The sequence below is a fragment of the Variovorax sp. GW531-E2 genome, assembly GCF_059423125.1.
The window spans coordinates 38,816-64,832 of the sequence record NZ_JBWKXQ010000008.1 but is presented as its reverse complement, the minus strand read 5'-3'; the positions used below and the strand labels follow the sequence as shown (position 1 = coordinate 64,832).

General features: G+C 69.0%; 22 protein-coding genes. 18 read left to right on the top strand and 4 right to left on the bottom strand.

What is annotated here, in order from left to right:
- Positions 1-2: 2 nt before the first annotated feature.
- The gene (opgC, locus tag AC07XP_RS07740) at positions 3-1,145 is read right to left on the bottom strand and encodes an OpgC domain-containing protein (RefSeq protein WP_062474337.1); all 1,143 of its coding nucleotides are present in this window, start codon (positions 1,143-1,145) and stop codon (positions 3-5) included.
- Between the two features lie 183 nt (positions 1,146-1,328).
- On the opposite strand from opgC, the gene AC07XP_RS07735 reads away from it, so the two are divergent.
- The 4 genes from AC07XP_RS07735 to AC07XP_RS07720 all read left to right on the top strand — a co-directional run bounded on the left by AC07XP_RS07735 (position 1,329) and on the right by AC07XP_RS07720 (position 9,304).
- Positions 1,329-7,319: an alpha-2-macroglobulin family protein gene (locus AC07XP_RS07735; protein ID WP_495264335.1), complete on the top strand. Its 5,991-nt coding sequence runs from the start codon at positions 1,329-1,331 to the stop codon at positions 7,317-7,319.
- 88 nt (positions 7,320-7,407) lie between these two features.
- Positions 7,408-8,052 carry a putative DNA-mimic protein gene (locus tag AC07XP_RS07730; protein ID WP_495264283.1) on the top strand — a complete coding sequence of 215 codons (645 nt, stop codon included), beginning with the start codon at positions 7,408-7,410 and terminating at the stop codon, positions 8,050-8,052.
- Between the two features lie 41 nt (positions 8,053-8,093).
- A complete protein-coding gene (locus tag AC07XP_RS07725; RefSeq protein ID WP_495264282.1) occupies positions 8,094-8,606 on the top strand; it encodes a phosphatase domain-containing putative toxin in 513 nt (170 codons plus the stop codon).
- The gene (locus AC07XP_RS07720) at positions 8,603-9,304 is read left to right on the top strand and encodes a VOC family protein (protein WP_495264281.1); all 702 of its coding nucleotides are present in this window, start codon (positions 8,603-8,605) and stop codon (positions 9,302-9,304) included. The genes AC07XP_RS07725 and AC07XP_RS07720 overlap by 4 nt, the downstream gene beginning before the upstream one ends.
- Here AC07XP_RS07720 and AC07XP_RS07715 read toward each other — a convergent pair.
- Positions 9,284-9,664 carry a TetR-like C-terminal domain-containing protein gene (locus AC07XP_RS07715; RefSeq protein ID WP_495264280.1) on the bottom strand — a complete coding sequence of 127 codons (381 nt, stop codon included), beginning with the start codon at positions 9,662-9,664 and terminating at the stop codon, positions 9,284-9,286. The two genes, AC07XP_RS07720 and AC07XP_RS07715, sit on opposite strands and share 21 nt — an antisense overlap.
- 375 nt (positions 9,665-10,039) lie before the next feature.
- On the opposite strand from AC07XP_RS07715, the gene AC07XP_RS07710 reads away from it, so the two are divergent.
- From AC07XP_RS07710 to AC07XP_RS07685, 6 genes are all read left to right on the top strand, one after another.
- The gene (locus tag AC07XP_RS07710; RefSeq protein WP_390341839.1) at positions 10,040-10,444 is read left to right on the top strand and encodes a hypothetical protein; all 405 of its coding nucleotides are present in this window, start codon (positions 10,040-10,042) and stop codon (positions 10,442-10,444) included.
- A gap of 353 nt (positions 10,445-10,797) precedes the next feature.
- Positions 10,798-10,995 (top strand): hypothetical protein, encoded by a 198-nt coding sequence (locus AC07XP_RS07705; protein WP_143606032.1) that lies wholly within the window; start codon positions 10,798-10,800, stop codon positions 10,993-10,995.
- A gap of 25 nt (positions 10,996-11,020) precedes the next feature.
- Positions 11,021-11,368 (top strand): NIPSNAP family protein, encoded by a 348-nt coding sequence (locus AC07XP_RS07700; protein WP_495264279.1) that lies wholly within the window; start codon positions 11,021-11,023, stop codon positions 11,366-11,368.
- A 75-nt stretch (positions 11,369-11,443) separates the two neighbouring features.
- Positions 11,444-11,809 carry a nuclear transport factor 2 family protein gene (locus AC07XP_RS07695; RefSeq protein WP_070062203.1) on the top strand — a complete coding sequence of 122 codons (366 nt, stop codon included), beginning with the start codon at positions 11,444-11,446 and terminating at the stop codon, positions 11,807-11,809.
- 113 nt (positions 11,810-11,922) lie between these two features.
- Complete coding sequence (locus AC07XP_RS07690) at positions 11,923-12,213, top strand: DUF2277 domain-containing protein (RefSeq protein ID WP_495264278.1); 291 nt, start codon at positions 11,923-11,925, stop codon at positions 12,211-12,213.
- 72 nt (positions 12,214-12,285) lie between these two features.
- A complete protein-coding gene (locus tag AC07XP_RS07685) occupies positions 12,286-12,912 on the top strand; it encodes a LysE family translocator (RefSeq protein WP_495264277.1) in 627 nt (208 codons plus the stop codon).
- 81 nt (positions 12,913-12,993) lie between these two features.
- On the opposite strand, the gene AC07XP_RS07680 is transcribed toward AC07XP_RS07685, so the two are convergent.
- A complete protein-coding gene (locus tag AC07XP_RS07680; RefSeq protein ID WP_062474353.1) occupies positions 12,994-13,200 on the bottom strand; it encodes a hypothetical protein in 207 nt (68 codons plus the stop codon).
- Positions 13,201-13,383: 183 nt separating this feature from the next.
- On the opposite strand from AC07XP_RS07680, the gene AC07XP_RS07675 reads away from it, so the two are divergent.
- From AC07XP_RS07675 to AC07XP_RS07645, 7 genes are all read left to right on the top strand, one after another.
- Positions 13,384-13,830: a helix-turn-helix transcriptional regulator gene (locus tag AC07XP_RS07675; protein WP_159273156.1), complete on the top strand. Its 447-nt coding sequence runs from the start codon at positions 13,384-13,386 to the stop codon at positions 13,828-13,830.
- Between the two features lie 31 nt (positions 13,831-13,861).
- The gene (locus AC07XP_RS07670) at positions 13,862-14,272 is read left to right on the top strand and encodes a VOC family protein (RefSeq protein ID WP_062474355.1); all 411 of its coding nucleotides are present in this window, start codon (positions 13,862-13,864) and stop codon (positions 14,270-14,272) included.
- A gap of 86 nt (positions 14,273-14,358) precedes the next feature.
- Positions 14,359-16,761 (top strand): ATP-binding cassette domain-containing protein, encoded by a 2,403-nt coding sequence (locus tag AC07XP_RS07665; RefSeq protein ID WP_495264276.1) that lies wholly within the window; start codon positions 14,359-14,361, stop codon positions 16,759-16,761.
- An 85-nt stretch (positions 16,762-16,846) separates the two neighbouring features.
- The gene (gene pbpC / locus AC07XP_RS07660) at positions 16,847-19,075 is read left to right on the top strand and encodes a penicillin-binding protein 1C (RefSeq protein WP_495264275.1); all 2,229 of its coding nucleotides are present in this window, start codon (positions 16,847-16,849) and stop codon (positions 19,073-19,075) included.
- Positions 19,072-20,538, top strand: a complete 1,467-nt coding sequence (locus tag AC07XP_RS07655) for a TPM domain-containing protein (RefSeq protein WP_495264274.1) — start codon at positions 19,072-19,074, stop codon at positions 20,536-20,538. The genes pbpC and AC07XP_RS07655 overlap by 4 nt, the downstream gene beginning before the upstream one ends.
- 113 nt (positions 20,539-20,651) lie before the next feature.
- A complete protein-coding gene (locus AC07XP_RS07650; protein WP_095949614.1) occupies positions 20,652-21,332 on the top strand; it encodes a FadR/GntR family transcriptional regulator in 681 nt (226 codons plus the stop codon).
- 5 nt (positions 21,333-21,337) lie between these two features.
- Positions 21,338-22,651 (top strand): CynX/NimT family MFS transporter, encoded by a 1,314-nt coding sequence (locus tag AC07XP_RS07645; protein ID WP_495264334.1) that lies wholly within the window; start codon positions 21,338-21,340, stop codon positions 22,649-22,651.
- A gap of 18 nt (positions 22,652-22,669) precedes the next feature.
- On the opposite strand, the gene AC07XP_RS07640 is transcribed toward AC07XP_RS07645, so the two are convergent.
- Positions 22,670-23,476: a hypothetical protein gene (locus AC07XP_RS07640; RefSeq protein WP_495264273.1), complete on the bottom strand. Its 807-nt coding sequence runs from the start codon at positions 23,474-23,476 to the stop codon at positions 22,670-22,672.
- Positions 23,477-23,643: 167 nt separating this feature from the next.
- Between AC07XP_RS07640 and AC07XP_RS07635 the strand changes: the two genes are divergently transcribed.
- Entirely contained in the window at positions 23,644-25,878 is a 2,235-nt protein-coding gene (locus AC07XP_RS07635) for an NADP-dependent isocitrate dehydrogenase (protein WP_095949616.1), read from the top strand.
- Positions 25,879-26,017: the final 139 nt, after the last annotated feature.

Below are 26,017 nucleotides of genomic sequence, written 5' to 3'. Positions count from 1 at the left end.
ACCTACGCCGGCGCGGGCTCCGAAGGCACGTCATCCGCCGGCGGCGGCACGTCGGCGCCGCGCGTGAAGCGCGCCACGAAGTACATCCCCGCGAACACCGCCGCCAGCAGCAGGCCGTCGCCCCACCAGGGCCGCGCCATCTGGTTGTCGCCATAGAAGGCCAGCACCAGCAGCACCGCCACGAGGTGCGCGCAGAACACCGGCAGCGAGGCCGAGCCCATGGCCTCGAGCCAGTGCAGGCGCGGGATCTTGCGCATGAGCCAGGGCCCGAAGCGCACCGCCAGGATGCCCAGCGCCACCAGGTTCACGATGCGCAGCGGGCCGAGCTGCCACTTGTCGAACAGCAGGTTCATTTCCACATCCCCGCCGAACGGCGCCTGGCCGTTGATGCCGGTGTGGCGCCAGTAGAAACCGTACAGCGCGATGCCCGCCGCCAGCACCAGCAGCCAGGCCGGAAAGCGCAGCGGCCGGGCCTCGGGCGCATTGCGGCTGGCGCCCAGGCACAGGCCGGCGAACCACAGGAACTGCCAAGCGTAGGTGTTGAAGGCGCCCATCTCGTGGAACGGCACCGGCACGCCGAGGTAGCGCACCGCCAGCCCGTAGACCCATTCGCTGAGCCCGAACTGCGCCATCGCCCAGACCGTGGCGCTGGCCACCATCACGAGCGTCCAGCCGTGGCGCATGGCGAAGGCCAGCACCCAGGGGCTCATGAGCATGAAGAAGATGTACATCGGCAGGATGTCCAGCAGCGGCGGCTCGTAGATCAGCAGCAGCCCGAACAGGAAGCCGTCGCGCGGCTCGGCCAGGTAGTACGACACGAGGTTCTTGACCGCCGGCTGGTCAATGTGCACGCCGAGCGCGGCGATCACGGTGAACAGGAACAGCAGGATCGCTGCCTGGCACAGGTAGACCTTGAGCACGCGCCGCCAGAAAGCCTGGCGCATCGAGTCGACGCCGCGCACGTGGCCGATGCGGCTGTAGACCAGCCCCGCCACGAAGGCCGACAGCAGCACGAAGCCCTCGGCGGCCGACACGAAGCCGAAAGGCTGGCCCAGTGGATCGGTCAGCCGCGTGGGCAGGTGGGTGACGGTCATCAGCACGAGCATCAGCCCGCGCAAGGCGTCTATTTCCCAGTAGCGTTTCATTCGGTCGGCGGCGAGGTCTTGGTGGCGGTCTGCGCAGCGCACGCACGACGTCAGCGATTGTAAGAAGACCGGCGTACGTCGACCGAACGCGCGCTTCAAACACGGACGGCCTATGACGCTTGGCACTCCCGGAGCGCCATGCAAATCGGCTACGCTGCGCGCTGCCTCAAGGTGGAGAACTCCGTGAACCGTTTCATTCCGACATTGCTACTGGCCGCCGGCGCGCTCGCGGCGGGCCCGGGCCATGCACTTCAGATCACCAGCCTGACCCCGCAGGGCGAAGTGGCGCGCGTGCGCCAGGTCGTCGCCAAATTCGATCAGGCGGCGGTCAACTTCGGCGACCCCAAGGCGCCTGCCCCGCTCACCGTGAGCTGCTCCGACGCGCAGGCCGGCAAAGGCACCGGCCGCTGGACCGACGCCAAGGCCTGGGTCTACGACTTCGAGAACGACCTGCCGCCCGGCGTGCGCTGCTCGGTCACCCGCGTTCCCACCTTCAAGCCCGCCGGCGGCGGCGAGCTGACCGGTCCCGAGCGCTATCAATTCAATAGCGGCGGCCCGTTCGTGCGCAACTACATGCCGGGCACCTACGCCCGCATCGACGAGCAGCAGATGTTCGTGCTCGAGCTCAACGGCGCGGCCACCATCGACAGCGTGCGCCAGAACGTCTGGTGCGCGGCCGACGGTGTCGGCGAACGCATTCCAGCCAAGCTGCTCGAGGGCGAGGCGCGCACCGAGCTGCTCAAGGCCTTCCACCGTGAGAAGGAAGCCGCGAAAGACCCGCTGCGCTTCATCACGATGCAGTGCAACCGCACGCTCACGCCGGGTGCCAAGGTGCAGGTCGTCTACGGCAAGGGCGTGGCCACGCCGTCGGGCGTCGCCAACAACGTGGAACGCCGTTTCGACTACCAGGTGCGCGAGCCCTTCGCCGTGTCCTTCACCTGCGAGCGCGAGAACGCGCAGGCCGCCTGCCTGCCGCTGCGCCCGATGCAGCTGCAGTTCAACGCGCCGGTGACGCGCAAGGTGGCGTCGCAGATCGTGCTCAAGGGCGACGGCAAGACGATCAAGGCCACGCTCGAAAGCGGCGGCGGCTCGCAGAACGACGACGACGTGGTCAACAGCGCGAGCTTCGGCCCGCCGCTGGCCGAGAGCACGCAGTTCAGCATCGAGCTGCCTTCCGGCTTCCAGGACGCCTCGGGCCGCCCGCTGGGCACGCCCGGCAGCTTTCCGCTGAAGGTGGCGACCGGCGCGATGCCGCCGCTGGCCAAGTTCGCGGCCTCGCCCTTCGGCGTGATCGAACGGCTGGCCGAGCCCGGCACGCCGGCCATGATGCCGGTCACCGTGCGCCGCGTGGAGCCGCAACTCATGGTGCAGGCGCTCACGCCCGGCAAGGTGAGCGACCTCAACCCCAAGACCGACGCCGAGATCATCGCGTGGTACCGCAAGGTGCGCCGCTACGACAGCTACACGGTCAGCCGCGACACCGCGCGCCGCGACGTGAAGGGCGCCCTGCCCCCGGTGATCGACAAGAACGAACGCTCGCACGTGCAGACGCGCATGGTGTCGCTGCTTGGCGGCCAGCCGGGCGTGAAGGCCCTGGACATGCCCAAGGCCGAGAGCGGCGACCCGCGCCCCTTCGAAGTGGTCGGCATCCCGCTCACGCCGGGCTTCCACGTGCTGGAGATCGCCTCGCAGAAACTCGGCGAAGCCCTGCTCGACGAGCGCTACAACGCCGGGCGCACGATGTACGTGCGCACCACCGCGCTGGCCACCAACCTGGCCGTGCACTTCAAGCTGGGCCGCGAGAACTCGATGGCCTGGGTCACCACGCTCGACAAGGGCAAGGTGGTGGCAGGCGCCGAGGTGCGCGTGTCCAGCTGCGACGGCAAGGCCGTGGCCACCGGCACCACCGACACCAGCGGCATCGTGATGCTCAACGGCGTATCGCCCGATGCGCCCAGCTGCAACGGCCCGAACGAGTACGAGACCAGCGCCTGGTTCGTGAGCGCGCGCGCCAAGGACGACAAGGGCGTGGAAGACCTCGCCTTCACCTGGAGCGACTGGCAGCGCGGCATCGAGCCCTGGCGCTTCAACGTGCCCACCAGCCTGGACGTGCGCCCCGACGGCATCGCCCACACCATCTTCGACCGCACGCTGCTGCGCGCCGGCGAGACGGTGTCGATGAAGAGCCTGCTGCGCACCCAGACCAGCAAGGGCTTCGGCCTGCCGGCAGACCGGCCCGACACGCTGGTCGTGACCCACATGGGCAGCGGCCAGCGCTTCACCCAGCCGCTGGCCTGGCGCAAGACCGCCACCGGCGGCCTGAGCGCCGAGAACAGCTTTGCCATTCCGCCGGCCGCCAAGCTCGGCGTGTACCAGGTCGAGCTGCGCAGCGGCGACGGCACCAGCGACGAAGGCAACAACCGCACCTACTCGACAGGCATCTTCCGCGTCGAGGAGTTCCGCCTGCCCGTGCTCGAGGGCCGCATCGCGCCCACCGAGAAGAAGCCGCTGGTGGCCGCCACGAGCGTGCCCACCGACGTGCAGATCAACTACGTGGCCGGCGGCGGCGCCGCCAACCTGCCGGTGCGCGTGTCGGCCATGGTGCGCGGCAAGGGCCTGAGCTTTTCCGACTACGACGCCTTCAGCTTCAACCCGCCGCGCGCTTCCGGCGACGGCAGCGAAGCCGCCACCGCGGCCGACACCAGCGCCGGCGAGGAAGACCTCAACAGCGTGAACGACACCCGCGTGATCGCCGACAAGCTGCCGCTCACGCTGAACAAGGACGGCGCCGGCAAGGTCACGATCGACAAGGTGCCCAAGGTGAAGGCCGCGCGCGAGCTGCTGCTCGAAGCCACCTACGCCGACCCGAACGGCGAGGTGCAGACCATTCGCAGCACGCAGACGCTGTGGCCCGCGTCGGTCATCGCCGGCATCAAGACCGAGGGCTGGGTTTCCACCAGCCAGAAGCTCAAGTTCCAGGCGCTCGCGCTCGACCTCACGGGCAAGCCCCAGGCCGGCGTGACGCTCAACGTGCGTGCCGTGGCGCGCATCACCACCACCAGCCGCAAGCGCATGGTGGGCGGCTTCTACACCTACGACAACAAGACCGAGACCAAGGACATCGGCACCGTCTGCTCCGGCAAGAGCGATTCGCGCGGCCTGCTGCTGTGCGAGTCGGAGCTGAAGGAAGCCGGCGAGGTCGAGCTGGTGGCCAGCGCCACCGACAGCGACGGCCGCAGCGCCAGCGCCGTGAGCTCGGTCTACGTGACCAAGCAGGGCGAACTCTGGTTCGGCGGCGAGGACAACGACCGCATCGACGTGCTGCCCGAAAAGAAGAGCTACCAACCCGGCGAGGTCGCCAAGTTCCAGGTGCGCAGCCCGTTCCGCTTTGCGACCGCACTCGTGGCGGTGGAACGCGAAGGCATCATCGAGACGCACGTGGTGCAGCTGGACGGCAAGGACCCGACGGTCAGCCTGCAGGTCAAGCCCGAGTGGGGCCCGAACGCCTACGTGAGCGTGCTCGCGCTGCGCGGGCGCCTGCGCGAAGTGCCGTGGTACAGCTTCTTCACCTGGGGCTTCAAGGCGCCGCGCGAGTGGTGGACCGCCTTCTGGTACGAAGGCAAGGAATATGTCGCGCCCACCGCCATGGTCGACCTGAGCAAGCCCGCCTACCGCCTGGGCATGGCCGAGATCCGCGTCGGCACGCGCGCGCACCAGATCGACGTGACCGTGACCAGCGACAAGCCCAGCTACCCGATCCGCAGCAAGGCGCAGGTCACCATCACCGCCAAGCTGCCCGACGGCAAGCCGGCCGCCGGCGCCGAAGTGGCGTTGGCCGCGGTCGACCAGGCCCTGCTGGAGCTCATGCCCAACGACAGCTGGAACCTGCTCAACGCGATGCTGCAGCGACGCAGCTGGGGCGTGAGCACCTCCACCGCGCAGATGGAAATCGTCGGCCGGCGCCACTACGGTCGCAAGGCCGTGCCCGCGGGCGGCGGCGGCGGCAAGGGCCAGACGCGCGAGCTGCTCGACACCCTGCTCGTGTGGAACCCGAAGATCGTGCTCGACGCCAACGGCCAGGCCGTGGTGACGGTGCCGCTGAACGACGCGCTCACCACCTTCAAGATCGTGGCCGTGGCCGATGCGGGCACCAGCCTGTTCGGCACCGGCCAGGCCAGCATCCAGGCCACGCAAGACCTGCAGATCATCAGCGGCCTGCCGCCGCTGGTGCGCGAGGACGACCAGTTCCGCGCGCAGATCACCTTGCGCAACACCACGCAGAAACCGATGAAGGTGGAAGCCACGCCGCGCGCCACGCTGCTCACGCTCGAAACGCAGACCGTCGACATTCCGGCCGGCGAATCGCGTGAAGTGGCCTGGAACGTGACCGCGCCCGCGCAGCTCGCGCAGACGCGCGCCGAAGCCATCCTGTGGGAGATCGAGGCGAAAGACACCGTCGGTGGCGCGCGCGACGCGCTCAAGGTGCGCCAGCGCATCGTGCCCGCCGTGCCGCTCACGGTGCAGCAGGCCACGCTGGTGCAGGTCGACGGGCCGTTCACGCTCGACGTGGCACCGCCCGCCGACGCCCTGCCCGGCCGCGGCGGCCTGAAGATGTCGCTGCAGCCCAAGCTGGCCGAAGGCCTGCCGGGCGTGCGCGACTGGTTCGCCAACTACCCCTTCAGCTGCCTCGAGCAGAAGACCAGCAAGGCGGTCGGCCTGCGCGACGCGAAGATGTGGCAGGGCGTGCTGGCCACGCTGCCGACCTACCTGGACAGCGACGGCCTGGCCAGCTACTTCCCGCCGCGCGACGGCGAAGCCAACCGCGGCAGCGACATCCTCACGTCGTACCTGCTCGCGGCCACGCACGAAGCGGCGCAGCTCAACCCGGCCTTCGCGCTCGCCGACGACGCGCGCGCACCGATGGAATCGGGCCTGATCGCGTTCGTCGAAGGCCGCGTCACGCGCGAGTTCTGGAGCCCGCGCAAGGACCTGGACGTGCGCAAGCTCGCCGCGCTCGAAGCCTTGTCGCGCTACGGCAAGGCCAAGGGCAGCATGCTCGGCAGCATCACCATCGCGCCGAACCAGTGGCCCACCAGCGCGGTGATCGACTGGGTCAACATCCTCAAGCGCGTGAACGACGTGCCGCAGCGCCAGCAGCGCCTGGACGAAGCCAACAACGTGCTGAAGGCGCGCCTGTCGTACCAGGGCACCAAGCTGATCTTCAGCACCGAGCAGGACGACTACTGGTGGTGGCTCATGACCAACGGCGACGTCAACACCGCGCGCCTGCTGCTCACGGTGATGGACGACCCGGCCTGGAAGGACGACATCGGCAAGCTCGCCAACGGCTTCATCGGCCGCCAGCAGAACGGCGCCTGGCACACCACCACCGCCAACCTGTGGGGCGGGCTGGCGCTGGAGAAGTTCAGCAAGGTGTTCGAGAGCACGCCGGTGGCCGGCGTCACCGCCGCCACGCTGGGCGCGGTGAAGGCGCAGGTCGACTGGAGCAAGGTCGAACGCGTGAAGGCCAGCGACGCAAGCGGCGCCCCGAACCAGACCACCATGTTCGGCGCGCCCGCCTCGCCGGGCAACCTGCGCAACAACACGATGTTCCTGCCCTGGTCCGCATCGCCCACGGGTGCGCCCGTGCGCGACACGCTGCTGGTCACGCAGCAGGGCACCGGCAAGCCGTGGCTCACGCTGCAGTCGCTGGCCGCCGTGCAGCTGAAGGCGCCGTTCGCGGCGGGCTACGCGCTGAAGAAGACCATCACGCCGGTCGAGCAGGCCGTGGCCGGCAAGTACACGCGCGGCGACGTGCTGCGCGTGAGCATCGAGGTCAACGCCAGCACCGACATGACCTGGGTCGTGATCACCGACCCGGTCCCGGGCGGCGCCACCATCCTGGGCAGCGGCCTGGGCCGCGACTCGCAGATCGCCACGCAGGGCGAGAAGAAGTCGGGCAGCGGCTGGCCAGCGTTCGAGGAACGCAGCTTCGAGGCCTTCCGCAGCTACTACGAGTACCTGCCCAAGGGCGTGGTGAAGATGGAATACACCGTGCGCCTGAACAACGTCGGCGACTTCGCGCTGCCGCCCAGCCGCGTGGAAGCGATGTACGCGCCCGAGATGTTCGGCGAGACGCCGAATGCGCGGGTGAAGGTGGAGGCGGCGAAGTAACGGGGCACCCCACGGTGAAGGCGGGCCGTCATCCCGCCTTCACCGCGCCTCGTCACCATCGCGACGAACCCACAACCTGGAGAACCCCATGGGCCTGGCCATTTGCGTCGGCATCCTCGCCGACCTGATCGAGAACGATCCCGAGAGCGCCGAACACTTCGAGGCGGATTTCGCCGCCGCGAACCGCAAGCTCGCCGAAGCCGGCCTGCCGGCGCACGTCGAGCCCCGCAGCCTGCCGCCGCTCGAATCCCGCGCACCGCTCGACGGCCTGCCCTACTCGTTCATCCACTACCTGCGTCGCGCCTACGCACACCGCGTGACGACGCCCGGCTGGATGGCCACGCCCTTGCCGGAGGACGCCGACCCTACGGAAGACGAGACGCTCGAAGACGTGGCGGGCCTGTTCGAAAGCCACCTGCTGTGCCACTCCGACGCGGAAGGCTTCTACCTGCCGGTCGACTTCGAAGAAGTGATCTTCGCCGGGGAAGACGAGACCGACCTGCCCGGCGGCATGCTCGGCTCGTCGTACCGCCTGCTCGAAGAACTGGTGCTGGTGGCGCCAGCCCTCGGCATCACGCTCTCGGACGGCGAGCTGTCCGACGAGGAAGCGGCGCGGATCGCCGACAGCATGGGCGAGGACGAAGGCCTCTACCGCGAGACCGAGTCGTGGCTGCTGCTGTACGAATCGGCGCGGCTGAGCATCGCGCACAAGACGGCGATCGTTTTCACCTGAGGGCGATGCGGCTGATCGATCGGCTGTAAGGTCCGCAGACCATGTTCGAGACCACCATCCACTGGGTCCGCGACATACAGCCGCATCGGCTGGGCCTGATGGCACGCCCGCGCGGCGGTGACCAGCTGCGCGCCGAGGTGGCAGCCTGGCAGCGTGCATCGCTGGACATGGTGGTCTCCCTGCTCGAGGCGCAGGAAATCAGGGCACTTGAACTCCGGGAAGAGCCTGCGCTGTGCGCCGAACATGGCATCGTGTTCCGGCATTTCCCGATTCCGGACCGAGGCCTGCCGGCATCGCAGCAGGACGCGGCGGCCTTCATTGCCGAACTGGGCGCCGAACTGGCGAGCGGAAAGGCCATCGCCATCCACTGCCGCGCAGGCATCGGCCGCACGGGCCTCATCGCGGGCAGCCTGCTGCACGGACTCGGCGTTCCGCGCCAGAACATCTTCCACCTGCTGAGCCGCTCCCGGGGCGTCGACATGCCCGACACACCGGAACAGGCGGAATGGGTCGCTCAGTACATCCTCGGCACCCGCCGCCCACCGCCCCCATGAAGAAGTCGATCCGCATCGGTCGCGCGCCAGTCGATCCACAGGCGCCGCCGGGAAGCGGGCACGACGGATCGCTCTCGTGCCCCAAGCTCTGGGACGCACTCGAAGCCACCGCCACGCCCGGCGTCCGGTATTGCGGCGACTGCGGCAAGAACGTGTTCCAGGTGAACACTACCGAAGAGGTGCGCGAGGCCGGCCTGATGGAGCGCTGCGTCGCGATCGCGGACGACAGCGCCAGCACACACGACAGCGCAACGCAAACGCCTCCCATGACCCGCCAACTCGCCACCGTCACCCTCCTCGTCCACGACTACGACGAAGCCATCCGCTTCTTCACTGAGGCGCTGCGCTTCGAGTTGGTCGAAGACACGCCGCGCGGTCCAGGCAAGCGCTGGGTGGTGGTTGCGCCAGCACGCAACACCGGCAATGCCGGCACCGCGCTGCTGCTGGCCAAGGCCGTGACCGACGAGCAGAGCGCCAGCGTCGGCAAGCAGGCCGGCGGGCGTGTCTTCCTGTTCCTGCACACCACGGACTTCGCGTCCGACCACGAACACATGACATCCCGCGGCGTGCGCTTTCTCGAAGCGCCGCGCCACGAGCCGCACGGTACGGTTGCCGTCTTCCTCGATCTTTGCGGCAACAAGTGGGACCTGCTTCAGCCCACCGACACCCCCACCGCTTCAGGCCGCCTTGCTCCGTGACGCACGCGTTGCGGGCTTGCGCTTGCCGCTCGCGGGGCTCGTGCCAAGCCCGACGAGCAGGCTGCCGATCAGCCCTTCGACAAAGCCCGCATCGAGCGGCGCGTGCCCCATCAGCGGCCTGAAGAACAACGGCCCGTAAATCTGGTCGAGCTCGATCTCGAGGTCGGCATCCGGCCGGATCTCGCCCGCCTCGGCCGCTTGCTGCAACAGCACCCGCCCTTCGTCGCGGCGCGACAGGATGAAGTCGTTGCGAAAGGCCTTCGACAGCTCGGTGTCGGGGTCCGCGGCCGCAATGATCGTCGTGATGTGGCGCCCCATGTGCGACGACAGCGTGCGCACCACCGTGCTGAGCGGGTTCACTGTCTCAAGCCGACAGACATGCCTGTCCGAAGCGCCCCAACATCAGCTCTTGCGTACTCCGTACGCAACCGTCCTAGCGATGCCGAGCGCAGTTCCGATGAAGGAAGCCTGATCTGCGGCTCCACAGACACGCGCGCCGCTCAACAGCCGCGGCAGCATTGTCAGCTGGACTACCGCAATGAATGACTCTTGAGGTCTCGACAAGAGCAACAGCGATTCACGCCCCTGCCCCACTCACGATCCAATTCGCCGGAAGCTCGAAGTGCTCGTTGCCGCCGTCGGCACGTGGGTAGACTGAGCAACGTCAGAAATGCGTACTCGACGCCCTTTTCCAGGCATGAAGTACCAACGTCCAGCAATCAAGCGAAGGAACCTGTGAAACTTGCCGCCTCCCTCACCATCGTGGCCCTTTTGTCTGGCTGTACCACCGTGTCGACCGGGGAGTTCACCACGAGCGTAAACACCGTCGCGACTCCGTCGAAGTTTCGGACCATCGTGGATGGCCGCTATCGAAAGTCGGAGCAAGCAGCAATGGTGGATTGCGTCAACGATGCGATGGCCTCCCCCTCGGAGAACATCCTGCTGCCACACGTTCGGCAGACGAAACGCGCCGACGGCTACCGCGTGGACCTTGTCGTCGCCGCTTCGCAGTTTCTGGTCGCCTATGTCCGCGACGACGGTCGCTTCCAACTCGACACATCGGACTACAGTGGCGTCGTGAAGTTCAATCGCGAAGAGACGAGTATCAAGGCCTGCTTGAGCAAGCACCGCGAGGGATAGTGGTCGATATCCGCGACGAATTCCAATGCGAGAGACGGGTGCGAGCATCTACGTGAGCACATCCACACGTTTTGAAATTGCACTTGACCATGCATTGAACGGACGGGGTTTTTTCTACAAGATCAAGTCTCGAGGCGGAATTGACGTGGTGTCCTGAGGGAAGACGGTCCCGACATTCGAGCTGGAATCAGAAGTCCTGTTCTCCCGGGACATTCCGCGCGAGAGCATCGTGCGGTACCGTGTCGCTACGCACGCCGCAATGCCCGATGACTTCGTCGACCTCTGACGACCGGCTGTAGAAACCAGCGGAATACGCTCAAGCCCTCATGGTCCTCCTTCTGCCACTGCTCCTCATGGTCGTGCTCGTGGCCATCATCTTCTTCGGCGGCTATCTGCTACGTGCTGTTCTGCCTGCAGAACATGCGCTGCAGGCTCGGCTCACGGACGAGGCCATGTCACGCTACATTGATTTCGTCACGAAGAACGCCAAGGGCATCCTGGCATGTCTCCTGGTTCTGTATTTCACGGTGGTTACGTTTCTCTACGCGTAACTCACGCTGCAGCGAAAGACGCCTCATGACCCGCCTCCTCGAAATCCGCACCTACCGCCTCAAGCCCGGCACCCTCGACGACTTCCACCGCGCGATGCATGAACGCGCGGTGCCCATGCTGCGCAGCAAGGGCATGGACGTGGTGAGCTACGGCCGGTCGGACCACGAGGAAGAGAGCTACCACCTCGTGCGCGCCTACGCGAGCCGCGAGGCGCTGGAGGCCGAGCAGGCGGCGTTCTATGGTTCCACCGAATGGCGCGAGGGCCCGCGCAGCGCGCTGGTCGACCGCATCGAGACCTACCTGAACACGCTGCTGTGGCTCTCGCCGGAGGGCGTCGACAGCCTGCGCGCGCTCAACGAACCAGTGCGTTGAACATCTGTCGACGACGCACGGTGCGCGGGCCTACACTGCGCCTCCCGTCATCCCCCCAACTCACTGGAGAAACGCATGAACACCCAGGAAATCGCCGCCAAGCTCGTGGCGCTGTGCAAAGCAGGGACATTCGATGAAGCCCAGGCGCTCTACGCGCCGGAGGCCGTCAGCGTCGAGGCCAGCGCGCCGCCCGGCATGTCGCGCGAGTCGGTGGGCCTGTCGGCCATCCGCGCCAAGGGCGAATGGTGGGTCGCCAACCACGAGGTGCATTCGTTCCAGGTGGCCGGCCCCTGGCCGCACGACGATCGCTTCATCGTGGGCTTTCGCTTCGACGTGACCATGAAGCCCACGGGCCAGCGCTTCACGATGGAAGAGATGGCGCTGTACACCGTCAAGGACGGCAAGATCGTGCGCGAAGAATTCTTCTACGAAGGCAGCTGAACGGGGGGCCCGGGCCTCCAGCAGGCCTTCCCCGGCGGGTGCTGCGCAAGAAAACGCGATTTCGCTAGACTGGCCGCGCGGCCCCTGCGCCGCGCCTGACCGGAGCATTCGCCATGTGCCGCAGCATCAAGACCCTCTACAACTTCGAGCCCCCTGCCACCGAGCAGGAGATCCGCGCCGCCGCCCTGCAGTTCGTGCGCAAGCTCAGCGGCTTCAGCGTGCCCTCGCGCGCCAACGAGCAGGCCTTCGAGCGCGCCGTGGACGAGGTGGCCGCCACGGCCACGCGGCTGATCGAATCGCTGGTGACCACAGCCGAGCCGCGCGACCGCGCCATCGAGGCCGAACGCGCCAAGGCGCGGTCCGCGCTGCGTTTCGGCGCACCTGTTTCGACCTCGGACGCATGAAAAAGACTTCGTTCCCGCGCTGAACGGCGCACCGCCCTTCCCACACCACCAGGAGCATCCATCCCCATCCCCATGCCCATCGAACTCTGGCTCGCCTTCGTCGCCGCGTCCGCGCTGCTGCTGATCATTCCGGGGCCGACCATCCTCACGGTGATCAGCTATTCGATGTCGCACGGCCGCCGCGCCAACGTGCCGCTGGTGGCCGCCGTGGCGCTGGGCGATTCGACCGCGCTGGTGGTGTCGCTGCTGGGGCTGGGCGCGCTGCTGGCCGCGTCGGCCTTCTGGTTCACGGTGGTGAAGTGGGTCGGCGGCCTGTACCTGCTGTACCTGGGCATCAAGCTGCTGCGCGCCGGCATCTCGTCCACCGAGACCGCCACGCCGGCCGCACCGGCCTCGCGCTGGCGCCTGTTCGCCAACACCTACCTGGTGACGGCCCTGAACCCCAAGGGCATCGTGTTCTTCGTGGCCTTCCTGCCGCAGTTCATCAGCCCGGGCGCCGACGTGTCGCATCAGATGTGGGTGCTGGCGCTGACCTTCGTGGCGCTGGCCACGCTCAATGCCACGCTCTACGCGGTGTTCGCGAGTTCAGCCGGCCGGCTGCTCGCCTCGCCGCGCGCGCAGCGACGTTTTCACCTGGCGGGCGGCTCGCTGCTGAGCGCGGCGGGCCTGTGGGCGCTGATGGCGCGCCGCGCTGCCTGAGCACATCCACACACGCACAAGAAAAAAGACCGCGGGGCTGCGTGCCTCGCGGTCTTTTTCTTTGGGGGCTTCAGCCCTGTGTCAGTAGCGGTAGGGGTTGTTCGGCCGGCGGTCGTAGCGGTTGGGCACGCCGTCGTTGTCGCGATCGCGGTCATAGCGGTTCGGCACGCCGTCACGGTCGCGGTCGTAGCCATGGCCGCGCGGGGGCGGGCCGCGGTCGTAAGGTGCGACGACGCAACCAGCCAGGATGGCCGAGGCGGCCAGCAGAAGCGCGAGTGTTTTCGTCATGCGGAGTTCTCCTTGGGTGGGGCTGTACGGTCAGGCCCGCCTCCTGCGAGCCCGTACCGTATTGAAGCCCCGCCGCGTGCGCATCGGGTGTCCAGATGCAGGCGCTTGTGTGAAGTTCGTTACCGGATGTGGAACCTTTGCCTGCGCTTGAGCACGCCGTAGCGACGTGGCACGATCCCGCCGATGACCGCCACGCAGCCCCAGCCCTCCTTGCCCGACCTCGCACGGCTGCGCCGCGTGCGCGACCGCATCGACCGCGAGCACGCGCAGCCGCTGGACGTGGAAGCGCTCGCGCGCGACGCGAACATGTCGGCCGGCCACCTCAGCCGCCAGTTCCGCCTGGCCTATGGCGAGTCGCCCTACGCCTACCTGATGACGCGGCGCATCGAACGCGCGATGGCGCTGCTGCGCCGCGGCGACCTGAGCGTGACCGAGGTCTGCTTCGAGGTCGGCTGCGCCTCGCTGGGCACCTTCACCACGCGCTTCACCGAGCTGGTGGGCGTGTCGCCCGGCGTCTACCGGCGCGAGGCGGCGCAGGCGACGGCGGGCATGCCGGCGTGCGTGGCCAAACAAGTGACGCGGCCGATCAGGAATCGAGAAGCGCGAAACCCCGCCTCGCACCTAGCATGACGGCCCGACACAACCACGGACCCTCGCCATCATGAATCTCAGCATCCACTCGAGCTTTCTTCCGCACACCGACCCGCAGGCCTCGCTGGCCTTCTACCGCGACACCCTGGGCTTCGAGGTGCGCAACGACGTCGCCTACGGCGGCATGCACTGGATCACGGTCGGCCCGGCCGGCCAGCCCGCCACCTCCATCGTGCTGTATCCGCCGGCCGCCACGCCCGGGCTCACCGACGACGAGCGCCGCACCATCGCCGAGATGATGGCCAAGGGCACCTTCGCCTCGCTGCTGCTGGCCACGCCCGACCTCGAGGGCACCTTCGAGCGCCTGCAGGCCCGCAGCACCGAGATCGTGCAGGAGCCCACCGACCAGCCCTACGGCGTGCGCGACTGCGCGGTGCGCGACCCGGCGGGCAACCTGATCCGCATCCAGCAGACACGCTGAGCCGGCCTCCGGCGCCGCAGCCCCCTGACCTCCTGCACGGGCGCCGCCGTCGTGGCGGCCCCGTGTCCCTTCCAGAGAAAGACCCGATGAGCAGCAAGGCCCCGAAGAAGGAAACAAAGAGCACGAAGGACGCGAACGGCAGGCACGCCGCCGACCACCACGACCTCATCCGCGTGCAGGGCGCGCGCGTGAACAACCTGAAGGACATCAGCGTCGAGCTGCCCAAGCGCCGGCTCACGGTGTTCACGGGCGTCTCGGGCTCGGGCAAGAGCTCGCTGGTGTTCGGCACCATCGCGGCCGAGTCGCAGCGGCTCATCAACGAGACCTACAGCGCCTTCGTGCAGGGCTTCATGCCGACGCTGGCGCGGCCCGAGGTCGACGTGCTCGACGGCCTGACCACCGCGATCATCGTGGACCAGGAGCGCATGGGCGGCGACCCGCGCTCCACCGTCGGCACCGCGACCGATGCCAACGCGATGCTGCGCATCCTCTTCAGCCGCCTGGGCAAGCCGCACATCGGCTCGCCCAGCGCCTTCGCCTTCAACGTGCCCTCGGTGAAAGCCACCGGTGCCATCACCGTGGAGCGCGGCGCCGCCAAGACGGTGAAGCAGACCTTCAGCCGCACCGGCGGCATGTGCCCGCGCTGCGAGGGCCGGGGCGCGGTCACCGACTTCGACCTGAGCGCCTTCTACGACGACAGCAAGTCGCTCAATGAAGGCGCGCTCACCATCCCGGGCTTCAGCATGGAAGGCTGGTACGGGCGCATCTTCAACGGCTGCGGCTTCTTCGACCCCGACAAGCCGATCCGCAAGTTCACCAAGAAGGAGCTCGACGCCCTGCTCCACAAGGAGCCGACCAAGATCAAGATCGACGGCATCAACCTCACCTACCAGGGCCTCATTCCGCAGGTGCAGAAGTCGTTCCTGGCCAAGGACGTCGAGGCGATGCAGCCGCACATCCGCGCCTTCGTGGAACGCGCCGTGACCTTCACCACCTGCCCCGAGTGCGAGGGCACGCGGCTGAGCGAAGCGGCGCGCTCCTCGCGCATCAAGAAGCTCAACATCGCCGAGGCCTGCGCGATGCAGATCAGCGACCTCGCCGCGTGGGTCGGCGGCCTGAACGAGCCCTCGGTGGCGCCGCTGCTGGCCAAGCTGGCGCACACGCTCGATTCCTTCGTCGAGATCGGCCTCGGGTACCTCAGCCTCGACCGTCCCTCGGGCACGCTCTCGGGCGGCGAGGCGCAGCGCGTGAAGATGATCCGCCACCTCGGCTCCTCGCTCACCGACGTGACCTATGTCTTCGACGAACCGACCATCGGCCTGCACCCGCACGACATCCAGCGCATGAACGAGCTGCTGCTGCGCCTGCGCGACAAGGGCAACACGGTGCTGGTGGTGGAGCACAAGCCCGAGGCCATCGCCATCGCCGACCACGTCGTCGACCTCGGCCCCGGCGCGGGCGCGGCGGGCGGCACGGTCTGCTTCGAGGGCAGCGTGGAAGCGCTGCGCACCAGCGGCACGCTCACGGGCCGGCACCTGGACGACCGGGCCGCGCTCAAGAAAAAACTGCGCCAGCCCACCGGCGCGCTGCCGATCCGCGGCGCCAAGGCGCACAACCTGCGCAACGTCGATGTCGACATTCCGCTGGGCGTGCTGGTGGTGGTGACCGGCGTGGCGGGCTCGGGCAAGAGCTCGCTGGTGCACGGATCGATTCCCGCCGGCGCGGGCGTGGTGGCGGTCGACCAGGGCGCCATCCGCGGCTCGCGGCGCAGCAACCCGGCCACCTACACCGGCCTGCTCGACCCGATCCGCAACGCCTTCGCCAAGGCCAACGGCGTGAAGCCGGCGCTGTTCAGCGCCAACTCCGAGGGCGCCTGCCCCACCTGCAACGGCGCGGGCGTGATCTACACCGACCTGGCGATGATGGCCGGCGTGGCCACCGTCTGCGAAGAGTGCGAGGGCAAGCGCTTCCACGCCTCGGTGCTCGAACACCGCTTCGGCGGGCGCGACATCAGCGAGGTGCTCGCGATGCCGGTGACCGAGGCCGCGGCCTTCTTCGGCGAAGGCCCGGCGCGCACGCCGGCCGCGCACGCCATCCTGCAACGGCTGGCCGACGTGGGCCTGGGCTACCTGAGCCTGGGCCAGCCGCTCACCACGCTGTCGGGCGGCGAGCGCCAGCGGCTCAAGCTGGCCACGCACATGGCCGAGAAGGGCGGCGTGTACGTGCTCGACGAGCCGACCACCGGCCTGCACCTGGCCGACGTGGCGCAGCTGCTGGCCCTGCTCGACCGGCTGGTGGATGCGGGCAAGTCGGTCATCGTCATCGAGCATCACCAGGCGGTGATGGCGCACGCCGACTGGATCATCGACCTGGGCCCCGGCGCCGGCCACGACGGCGGGCGCGTGGTCTTCGAGGGCACGCCGGCCGAGCTGGTCGCCAAGCGCGCCACGCTCACAGGACAGCATCTCGCGGCGTACGTCGGCACCTGACGCGCCCGTGGACGGGCCCCGCAAGGCATGGCGGAGAATGGGCCGTCTCCGCTTTGCCTGCCGCCCCGCGGCCCCGTCTGCTGCGATGCCTCTTGCGTTCTCGTTTTCTTCCACCGCCCGGCACACCCTGGCCGTGGTCCTGCTGACGGCAGCCGCCGCACCCTCCGCCTGGGCGCTGGCCAGCTTCGAGGAAGTGAAGCGCGACTTCCGCTCCTCCGAAACCGCCGTGCTCGACCGCCAGGGCGAGCTGCTGCAGCGCGTGCGCACCGACCCCACGGTGCGGCGCGGCCAGTGGACCGCGCTGGCCGACGTGTCGCCCGCGCTGCGCGCGGCCATGGTGCTGAGCGAGGACAAGCGCTTCTACGAACACAGCGGCGTCGACTGGCGCGCCGCCTCGGCCGCCGCCTGGGGCAACCTGTGGAACACGCGCACGCGCGGCGCCTCGACCATCACCATGCAGCTGGCGGGCCTGCTCGACGACGACCTGCGCCGCGCGGCGGGCGGGCGCAGCTTCACGCAGAAGATCGGCCAGACCGTGGCCGCCACGCAGCTGGAGCGCCGCTGGCGCAAGGACCAGATCCTCGAGGCCTACCTGAACACGGTGCCCTTCCGCGGCGAGATCGTCGGCATCGACGCGCTCTCGCGCACGCTCTTCAGCAAGGCCCCGAGCGGGCTCGACGCGCGCGAGGCCGCCGTGGCCGCCGCGCTGGTGCGCGCGCCCAACGCCCGCCCCGCCCTGGTGGCGCAGCGCGCCTGCGAAGTGCTGCGCGTGATGGAGCCCGGCGCCAAGACCGACTGCGAGGCGCTCGACATGTTCACCAGCGCGGTGGTGCAGCGGCGCGCGTTCGAGCCCAACGAAGGCATCGCGCCGCATGCCGCGCGGCGGGTGCTGCGCGAGCTGCGTGATGCAGGGAACGACAAGTCCGCCGCCCCCACCAGCGTGCGCACCACCCTGCGCGCGCCGCTGCAGCGCTACGCGCTCGACAGCCTGCAGCGCCACCTGCGCGAACTGCGCGACCGCCACGTGGAAGACGGCGCGCTCGTGGTGCTCGACAACGCGAGCGGCGAGGTGCTGGCCTGGGTCGGCTCCTCGGGCCCGCTGAGCCAGGCCGCCGAGGTGGATGGCGTGACCGCGCTGCGCCAGCCCGGCTCCACGCTCAAGCCCCTGCTGTACGCGCAGGCCCTGGCCGAGAAGCGCATCACGGCGGCCTCGCTGATCGAGGACTCGTCGGCGCAGATCAGCACCGCGAGCGGCCTCTACATTCCGCAGAACTACGACCGCCGCTTCAAGGGCCCGGTGTCGGCGCGCACCGCGCTGGCCGCCTCGCTCAACGTGCCGGCCGTGCGCACGCTGGTGATGGTGTCGCCCGAGGCCTTCGCGCGCGAGCTGCGCGCCGCCGGCCTGCCGCTGCGCGAGAGCGGCGACTACTACGGCTACAGCCTGGCGCTGGGCAGCGCCGAGGTGTCGCTGCTGTCGCTGGCCAATGCCTACCGCATGATGGCCAACGGCGGGCGCTTCGGGGCGACGACGCTCACGCCACGCCCTGCCCCGGCCAACAAGACGAAGCCTGCAGAAACCGCGCCACTGCTCGACCCGCGCGCCGCCTTCATCGTCGGCGACATCCTGTCCGACCCGAACGCGCGCACGCGCACCTTCGGCCTGGACAGCATCCTGTCCACCCGCTTCTGGACCGCCGTGAAGACCGGCACCAGCAAGGACATGCGCGACAACTGGGCCGTGGGCTGGTCGCAGCGCTACACGGTCGGCGTGTGGGTCGGCAACGCCAGCGGCGCCTCGATGTGGGACGTGAGCGGCACCAGCGGCGCCGCGCCCGTGTGGGCCGAGGTGATGCGCTTCCTGCACGCGCGCGAACCCAGCCGCGCGCCCGCGCCGCCCGCCGGGCTGGTCGAGGCGCGCGTGAGCTTCGGCCCGGGCGCCGACGGCAGCCCACTCGAAGCGGCGCGCAGCGAATGGTTCTTGCAGGGCACCGAGCAGCCGCTGTTCGCGCTCGACACCGGCATGGCGAGCGACGCCGCCTCGGCGCGCATCACGGCGCCGGCCGACGGCACGATCCTGGCGCTCGACCCCGACATTCCGCCGCAGCGCCAGCGCGTGCGCTTCGAATCCGAGGGGCGCGGCGTGCAGTGGCGCATCGACGGCAAGTTCCACGCGCGCGGCAACAGCGCGCAGTGGCTGCCCTGGCCCGGCCGGCACCTGATCGAGCTGGTGGACGCGAGCGGCAAGGTGGTCGACCAGCGCCGGGTCGAGGTGCGCGGCGCGGGCGTGGTGGCGGCCAAGGGCGCGCGCCGATGAACGCGCTGGTGCGCGTGTCGCTGTCGATGCCCCGCTGGCTGTCGCTGTGCCTGGGCCTGCTGTTGGTGCTGTGCCTGGCCGGCCCGCGCGCCGCGCAGGCCAAGCCCGTGCCGGTGCCGCCGATGAGCTCGCGCGTGGTCGACCTCGCGCAGGCGCTGCCGTCCGGCGAGGCCGAGGCGCTGCGCGCGCAGATCGCCGACATCCAGGGCCGCACCCAGGCCCAGCTCGCGGTGCTCATCGTGCCGACCACGGGCGAGGACACCATCGAGGGCTACGCCACGCGCGTGTTCGCGAAGTGGCGGCTGGGCCGCAGCGACGCCGACGACGGCATCCTGCTGCTCGTGGCGCAGAAAGACCGCCGCATGCGCATCGAGGTCGGCACCGGGCTCGAAGGCACGGTGACCGACATCCAGGCGGCCCGCATCATCGACCGCGAGATGGCGCCGCGTTTTCGCGAGGGCGACTTCGCCGGCGGCGTGCAGGCGGCCGTGGGCGCGCTCGCGCGGCTGCTCGACGGCGAAGTGGGCGTCGTCGCGCCCGAATCGCAGCAGATCGTCGTGGACCACGCCGCCGCACCCGACGAAGAGAAAGTCACCAGCCTGACGCGCGGCGGCCACGTCACGCCCGAAGGCTGGGGCCTGCTGGGCGTGGTGCTGTGGGGCCTGGGCCTGGGCATCTACCACGGCCGCGGCATCGAGCGCGACCCGCCGCGCGGCACCTCGGCCTCGCGGCGTGCCGAAGAGAAACAACGCAAGGGCCAGCGCAAGGGCAGTGCGCGCCCCGAACCCTGGGCCGACGCCCTGGCGGCGATCGAGCCCGAACCGGCGCGTGCGCGCCCTGCCCCGCGCGACCTGCGCCTGGTGCTCGGCCTGCTCGGGGCCGGCCCGCTGGCGGCCGGCGCGGCGCTGCTGAACCCGGCCATCGCGCTGGTGCTGGCGATGCCGGCGATCTTCGGCTACGGCCTGGGCTTTCTCTGCGGCATGTCGCGCACGGCCGCCATCTTCATGGGCGGCTTCGTGCTCGTGATCGCGTCGCTGGTCGCCGTCGCATTCACGGTCGGCGCCGACCGCTTCTGGTGGGGCTTCCTGTGGGCGCTGTGCATCGGCGGCGTGACGCTGTTCGCGGTGATCATCGTGCGCTGCATGGTCAACACCTTCCAGCGCAGCGTGGTCAGCTTCCTCGTCCGGCTGGTCATCGTGGCGGGCATCTGCGGCTACGTGTTTCACATCACCTCGCCCGGCCCGGTGCCGGACACCTCGTGGATTCCCATTGGGCTGGCGGCGTTCTTCTCGATGCTGATCGGCTTCCTGCCGCCCGGCGTCTGGGAATCGGGCAGCAGCGACGACGATGGGGACAGCGGCTGGAGCAGCAGCAGTTCGTCGTCCTCCTCTTCCTCGTCGTCTTCGTCCTCCTCGGACAGCGGCGGTTCGAGCAGCGGCGGCGGCGCCTCGGGCAGCTGGTAAAGCGGGCGGCCAGGCACCCCCGCCGCGCCGCCTCATGCCCCTCCCGCCGACCGCGTCTTTTTGACAATGGTTAAATTCATCCAATCATTGAATGAATAAGCCGCCCTGATCACATGCTCGTCCAACCGCCCCGCACCTCCCTGGCCGACGCCGCCGCGAACAGCATCCGCACCGAAATCGCGGCGGGACGCTGGCCCATCGGCTCGCGCATTCCGATCGAGCCCCAGCTGGCGCAGCTGCTGGGCGTGAGCCGCGGCACGGTGCGCGAGGCGGTGAAGACGTTGGTCTCGCGCGGCCTGCTCGAGGTGCGGCAGGGTTCGGGCACCTACGTGCGCTCGGGCTTCGACCCCTCGGCCAGCCTGCAGAAGCTGCGCCTGGCCAGCCTGCGCGACCAGTTCGAGGTGCGCCGCGCGCTCGAGGTCGAGGCCGCCCGGCTCGCCGCCGTGCGCCACACCGCGAAAGACCTGCGCCGGCTGAACGCCCTGCTCGACAAGCGCGGCCAGCCCGACCTGGCCGACGGCGGCGCGGCCTTCATCGAGCGCGACCTGGCCTTTCACCTGGCCATCGTCGATGTGTCGGGCAACCTGGCGCTGGTCGAGACCTGCCGTTTCATCACCGGCTACATCAAGGAAACCATCGCCAGCACGCTGAGCGCCAGCCTGCCCGAGCCCGACGAGGCGGCGCACCGCGCCATCGTCGAAGGCATTGCCAGCCGCGACCCCGAGCGCGCCGCCGCCGCCGTGCGCGAGCTGATGGCGCCGACGCTCAACGCGCTCGCACTGGGCACGGCATGAGCACGATGACCTTGCCCACGGGTGCTGCTGCCACCGCACGCACCCAGGCGGCGCCATCGGGCGCCGAAGAACTGCTGATCGACGCCGAAGTCGACAGCCTGCCCGCGCCGCGCCCCACGCCGACGCCCAGCCGGGGCCGCCGGCTGCTGCTGGGCCTGACGGTGGTGCTCATCGCCTTCAACCTGCGCCCGGTGTTCGCCAGCCTGTCGGTGGTGCTGCCGGAAATCATCCGTGCCACGGGCCTGTCGGCCACCGCCGCCAGCCTGCTGACCACGCTGCCCATCGTCTGCCTGGGCGTGTTCGCGCCGATGGCGCCCTGGCTCGGGCGCCGCTTCGGCACCGAGCGCACGCTGCTGGGCTGCATGGTGCTGATCGGCGTGGGCACGGTGCTGCGCGGCACCGGCAACATCCCGCTGCTGTTCCTGGCCTCGGCCATCGCGGGCAGCGGCATCGCGGTGTCGAACGTGCTGCTCTCTGGCCTGGTGAAGCGCGACTTCGCCAAGCAGGCCGCGCTGATGATGGGCCTGTACACCATGGCCGTGTGCGGCGGCGCCGCCAGCGCCGCGGGCCTGACGGTGCCGCTGGAGCACGCACTGGGCGGCGGCTGGACGCTGGCGCTCGCCATGTGGGCCGTGCCGGCCGCGCTGGTCACGTTCATCTGGGCGCCGCAGGCGCTGCCGCTCAAGCCGGTGGCCAGCGAATCGGGCTTCACCGTGCGCGGCCTGTGGCGCGACCGGCTGGCCTGGCAGGTGACCTTCTTCATGGGGCTGCAGTCGGCCCTGGCGTACATCGTGATGGGCTGGCTGGCGCCGATCCTGCGCGAGCGCGGGCTCAGCGGCGAAATGGCCGGCTACGTGGTGTCGCTGTCGGTCATGACGCAGGTCGTGACGTGCCTCGTGGTGCCGGCGCTGGCCGTGAAGCTGCGCAACCAGCGCGCACTGGCGGTGGTGCTGTCGGCGATGACGGTGGCGGCCATGCTGGCCATGCTGTTCGCGCCGCTGGACGCCCCCGGCGGCATGTGGACCTGGGCCGTGGTGCTGGGCATTTCGCAGGGCGGCACCTTCGCGCTGGCGCTCACCATGATCGTGCTGCGCTCGCCCGATTCGCACATTGCCGCGCACCTGTCGGGCATGGCGCAGGGCGTGGGCTACATGGTGGCGGCCTTCGGCCCGCTGCTGGCCGGGCTGCTGCACGGCTGGACCGGCAGCTTCCACGCCTCGGCGTGGCTGTTCGTCGGCCTGGGCGTGGTGCTGGTCATGGCGGGGCTGGGCGCAGGGCGCACGCTGCACGTGGGCGCGGTGACGGTGCCGCGGCACTGATCCGCTGCTGCTGCCTGCCTACTGCAGCCCGCCGTCGCAGGCGGTCGGTTTCTGCGCGCTGTCGTCCGTGAAGTCGACGCTGGTGCGCTTGTTGCCGGCCGGCCCCGTGTGCGCCGGCCATTCGCTCTGCAGCCAGGTGTAGCGCCACACATAGGGACCGCCGGCCTTCGCCGGCGCGTCGTAGGCGATGCGCAGGCTGCCGCGGCTTTCGTCGTGGCAGTGCTTCGAGGTCTTGTATTCCTTCTCGCTGAAGCAGGCGCGGATCGACCGCGAGCACCAGTACGGGATGCTCTCGCGCGCGGCCTTGGCGCGCTGCCCGGGCGGCGTGTCCAGCGGCACGAAGTCGGCCGTCACATAGGACGCGCCGCCGCCCGAATAGCTTTCCGATTCGTGCTGGGTCACGGCCACGGCCCAGCGGCCCTCGGCCAGCGGGTAGAGCACCGGCGCGAGGGCCAGGTGCAGCTCGGGGTCGGTGCTGGGGCGGTCGCGCTGCTGCGAGGCCACGTAGGTCGAGAAATCGTGCAGCTGCGCGAGCTGCCAGCCACCGGCGCCGGCGTCGCGCTTCAGGCGCGCCATGGCCAGGGGCTTTTCCGAGGTGAGCAGGTAGTCGTCGGGCGCGCCGCCGTCGCGCGGGCGGTGCAGCTTCAGCGCCCGCGCATCGCAGGGCTGGGGCAGCAAGGCGCACAGGTGGGCGCGCCACATGGCGTCGACGGCCTCGGGCGTCTTGACGGCCACGAAGACCCGCGCCGCGGGCGCAGCGAGCACGGGGCCGGCCAGCCACGAGACAAGAAGACCGACGATCCCGGCAAGAGGCAGCTTTTTCATGGGGCGCAATGGTAGCCATCGCGGGAAGCCCTGGCAGAGGGGTCATCGGGGTTTCTCCGGCCGCGCCCCGGCCCGACCGGGCGACAATGGGGGGCTCCGGCGAAAGTCCATTTCGCCCAATGAAATTTCAGCCCTCTCGACAACCCAGAACCTACGGAAGCAAGCGCATGAGCACGAAGCAACCCACCATCGTCTACACCCTCACCGACGAGGCGCCCCTGCTGGCGACCTACGCCTTCCTGCCCATCGTGCGCGCCTTCACGGCTCCGGCCGGCATCAACGTGACGACGAGCGACATCTCGGTGGCCGCCCGCATCCTGGGCGAGTTCCCCGAGTTCCTGAGCGACGACCAGAAGGTGCCCGACAACCTGGCCGAGCTGGGCAAGCTCACGCTCAAGCCTGAAGCCAACATCATCAAGCTGCCCAACATCAGCGCCTCGGTGTCGCAGCTCAAGTCGGCCATCAAGGAACTGCAGGGCAAGGGCTACAAGATCCCCGACTACCCGGAGAACCCGACCTCGGACGAGGACAAGGACATCCGCACGCGCTACAACAAGTGCACCGGCAGCGCCGTGAACCCCGTGCTGCGCGAAGGCAACTCCGACCGCCGCGCGCCCCGCGCCGTGAAGGAATACGCCCGCAAGAACCCGCACAGCATGGCCGAGTGGAGCCAGGCCTCGCGCTCGCACGTCTCGCACATGCATGGCGGCGACTTCTATCACGGCGAAAAGTCCATGACGCTGGACCGCGCGCGCAACGTCAAGATGGAACTGCTCACCAAGAGCGGCAAGACCATCGTGCTCAAGCCCAAGGTCGCCCTGCTCGACCGCGAGATCATCGACTCCATGTTCATGAGCAAGAAGGCCCTGCTGGCCTTCTATGAAAAGGAAATCGAAGACGCGCACAAGACCGGCGTGATGTTCTCGCTGCACGTGAAGGCCACGATGATGAAGGTCTCGCACCCCATCGTGTTCGGCCACTGCGTGAAGATCTTCTACAAGGAAGCCTTCGAGAAACACGGCAAGCTGTTCGACGAGCTGGGCATCAACGTCAACAACGGCATGGTCGACCTGTACAACAAGATCGCCACGCTGCCCCAGAGCACGCAGGACGAGATCAAGCGCGACCTGCACGCCTGCCACGAAGGCCGCCCCGAGCTGGCCATGGTCGACTCGGCCAAGGGCATCACCAACTTCCACTCGCCCAACGACGTGATCGTGGACGCCTCGATGCCCGCCATGATCCGCAACGGCGGCAAGATGTGGGGCGCCGACGGCCGCCTGAAGGACGTCAAGGCCGTGATGCCCGAATCGACCTTCGCCCGCATCTACCAGGAGATCATCAACTTCTGCAAGTGGCACGGCGCCTTCGACCCCAAGACCATGGGCACCGTGCCCAACGTCGGCCTCATGGCGCAGAAGGCCGAAGAGTACGGCTCGCACGACAAGACCTTCGAGATCCCCGAAGACGGCGTGGCCAACATCACCGACCTGGACACCGGCGAAGTGCTGATGAGCGAAGACGTGGAGAAGGGCGACATCTGGCGCATGTGCCAGGTCAAGGACGCCGCGATCCGCGACTGGGTGAAGCTGGCCGTGAACCGCGCGCGCAACTCCGGCATGCCGGTCGTGTTCTGGCTCGATGCCTACCGTCCGCACGAGGCGCAGCTGATCACCAAGGTCAAGATGTACCTGCACGAGCACGACACCACGGGCCTGGACATCCAGATCATGAGCCAGGTGCGCGCCATGCGTTACACGCTGGAGCGCGTCGTGCGCGGCCTGGACACCATCAGCGCCACCGGCAACATCCTGCGCGACTACCTGACCGACCTGTTCCCCATCATGGAACTGGGCACCTCGGCCAAGATGCTGTCGATCGTGCCGCTCATGGCCGGCGGCGGCATGTACGAGACCGGCGCGGGCGGCTCGGCCCCCAAGCACGTGCAGCAGCTGGTGGAAGAAAACCACCTGCGCTGGGACTCGCTCGGTGAATTCCTCGCGCTGGCCGTGAGCCTGGAAGACCTGGGCCTGAAGACCGGCAACGCGCAGGCCAAGATCCTGGCCAAGACGCTCGACGCCGCCACCGGCCAGCTGCTGGACAACAACAAGAACCCGTCGCCCAAGACCGGCCAGCTCGACAACCGCGGCAGCCAGTTCTACCTGGCCATGTACTGGGCCCAGGAACTCGCCGCACAGACCGAGGACAAGGAGCTGCAGGCCAAGTTCAAGAAGCTGGCCGAGGCGCTCACCGCCAACGAGAAGAAGATCGTCGACGAACTCGCGGCCGTGCAGGGCAAGGCCGTGGACATCGGCGGCTACTACCTGGCCGACCCGAAGAAGTACGAAGCCGTGATGCGCCCGAGCGCCACGCTGAACGCGGTGCTGGCACCGGCGGTCTGATCCCGCTGCGTTGCGCCTCCCGGGCCTGACCAGGCCCGGAAGTGCCCACACCAACGGCCTGTCGCTCACGCGGCGGGCCGTTGGTCTTTGTGCGCGACTAGACTCCGATTTCTCCCGCCCCCACTGCACGCAAGAAAGA

Excerpts from the sequence above, each read along its gene's own strand:
- opgC (WP_062474337.1), bottom strand. The coding sequence starts at position 1,145 with ATGAAACGCTACTGGGAAATAGACGCCTTGCGCGGGCTGATGCTCGTG.
- AC07XP_RS07730 (WP_495264283.1), top strand. The coding sequence starts at position 7,408 with ATGGGCCTGGCCATTTGCGTCGGCATCCTCGCCGACCTGATCGAGAAC.
- AC07XP_RS07725 (WP_495264282.1), top strand. The coding sequence starts at position 8,094 with ATGTTCGAGACCACCATCCACTGGGTCCGCGACATACAGCCGCATCGG.
- AC07XP_RS07720 (WP_495264281.1), top strand. The coding sequence starts at position 8,603 with ATGAAGAAGTCGATCCGCATCGGTCGCGCGCCAGTCGATCCACAGGCG.
- AC07XP_RS07705 (WP_143606032.1), top strand. The coding sequence starts at position 10,798 with ATGGTCGTGCTCGTGGCCATCATCTTCTTCGGCGGCTATCTGCTACGT.
- AC07XP_RS07700 (WP_495264279.1), top strand. The coding sequence starts at position 11,021 with ATGACCCGCCTCCTCGAAATCCGCACCTACCGCCTCAAGCCCGGCACC.
- AC07XP_RS07695 (WP_070062203.1), top strand. The coding sequence starts at position 11,444 with ATGAACACCCAGGAAATCGCCGCCAAGCTCGTGGCGCTGTGCAAAGCA.
- AC07XP_RS07690 (WP_495264278.1), top strand. The coding sequence starts at position 11,923 with ATGTGCCGCAGCATCAAGACCCTCTACAACTTCGAGCCCCCTGCCACC.
- AC07XP_RS07685 (WP_495264277.1), top strand. The coding sequence starts at position 12,286 with ATGCCCATCGAACTCTGGCTCGCCTTCGTCGCCGCGTCCGCGCTGCTG.
- AC07XP_RS07680 (WP_062474353.1), bottom strand. The coding sequence starts at position 13,200 with ATGACGAAAACACTCGCGCTTCTGCTGGCCGCCTCGGCCATCCTGGCT.
- AC07XP_RS07675 (WP_159273156.1), top strand. The coding sequence starts at position 13,384 with ATGACCGCCACGCAGCCCCAGCCCTCCTTGCCCGACCTCGCACGGCTG.
- AC07XP_RS07670 (WP_062474355.1), top strand. The coding sequence starts at position 13,862 with ATGAATCTCAGCATCCACTCGAGCTTTCTTCCGCACACCGACCCGCAG.
- AC07XP_RS07665 (WP_495264276.1), top strand. The coding sequence starts at position 14,359 with ATGAGCAGCAAGGCCCCGAAGAAGGAAACAAAGAGCACGAAGGACGCG.
- pbpC (WP_495264275.1), top strand. The coding sequence starts at position 16,847 with ATGCCTCTTGCGTTCTCGTTTTCTTCCACCGCCCGGCACACCCTGGCC.
- AC07XP_RS07655 (WP_495264274.1), top strand. The coding sequence starts at position 19,072 with ATGAACGCGCTGGTGCGCGTGTCGCTGTCGATGCCCCGCTGGCTGTCG.
- AC07XP_RS07650 (WP_095949614.1), top strand. The coding sequence starts at position 20,652 with ATGCTCGTCCAACCGCCCCGCACCTCCCTGGCCGACGCCGCCGCGAAC.
- AC07XP_RS07645 (WP_495264334.1), top strand. The coding sequence starts at position 21,338 with ATGACCTTGCCCACGGGTGCTGCTGCCACCGCACGCACCCAGGCGGCG.
- AC07XP_RS07640 (WP_495264273.1), bottom strand. The coding sequence starts at position 23,476 with ATGAAAAAGCTGCCTCTTGCCGGGATCGTCGGTCTTCTTGTCTCGTGG.
- AC07XP_RS07635 (WP_095949616.1), top strand. The coding sequence starts at position 23,644 with ATGAGCACGAAGCAACCCACCATCGTCTACACCCTCACCGACGAGGCG.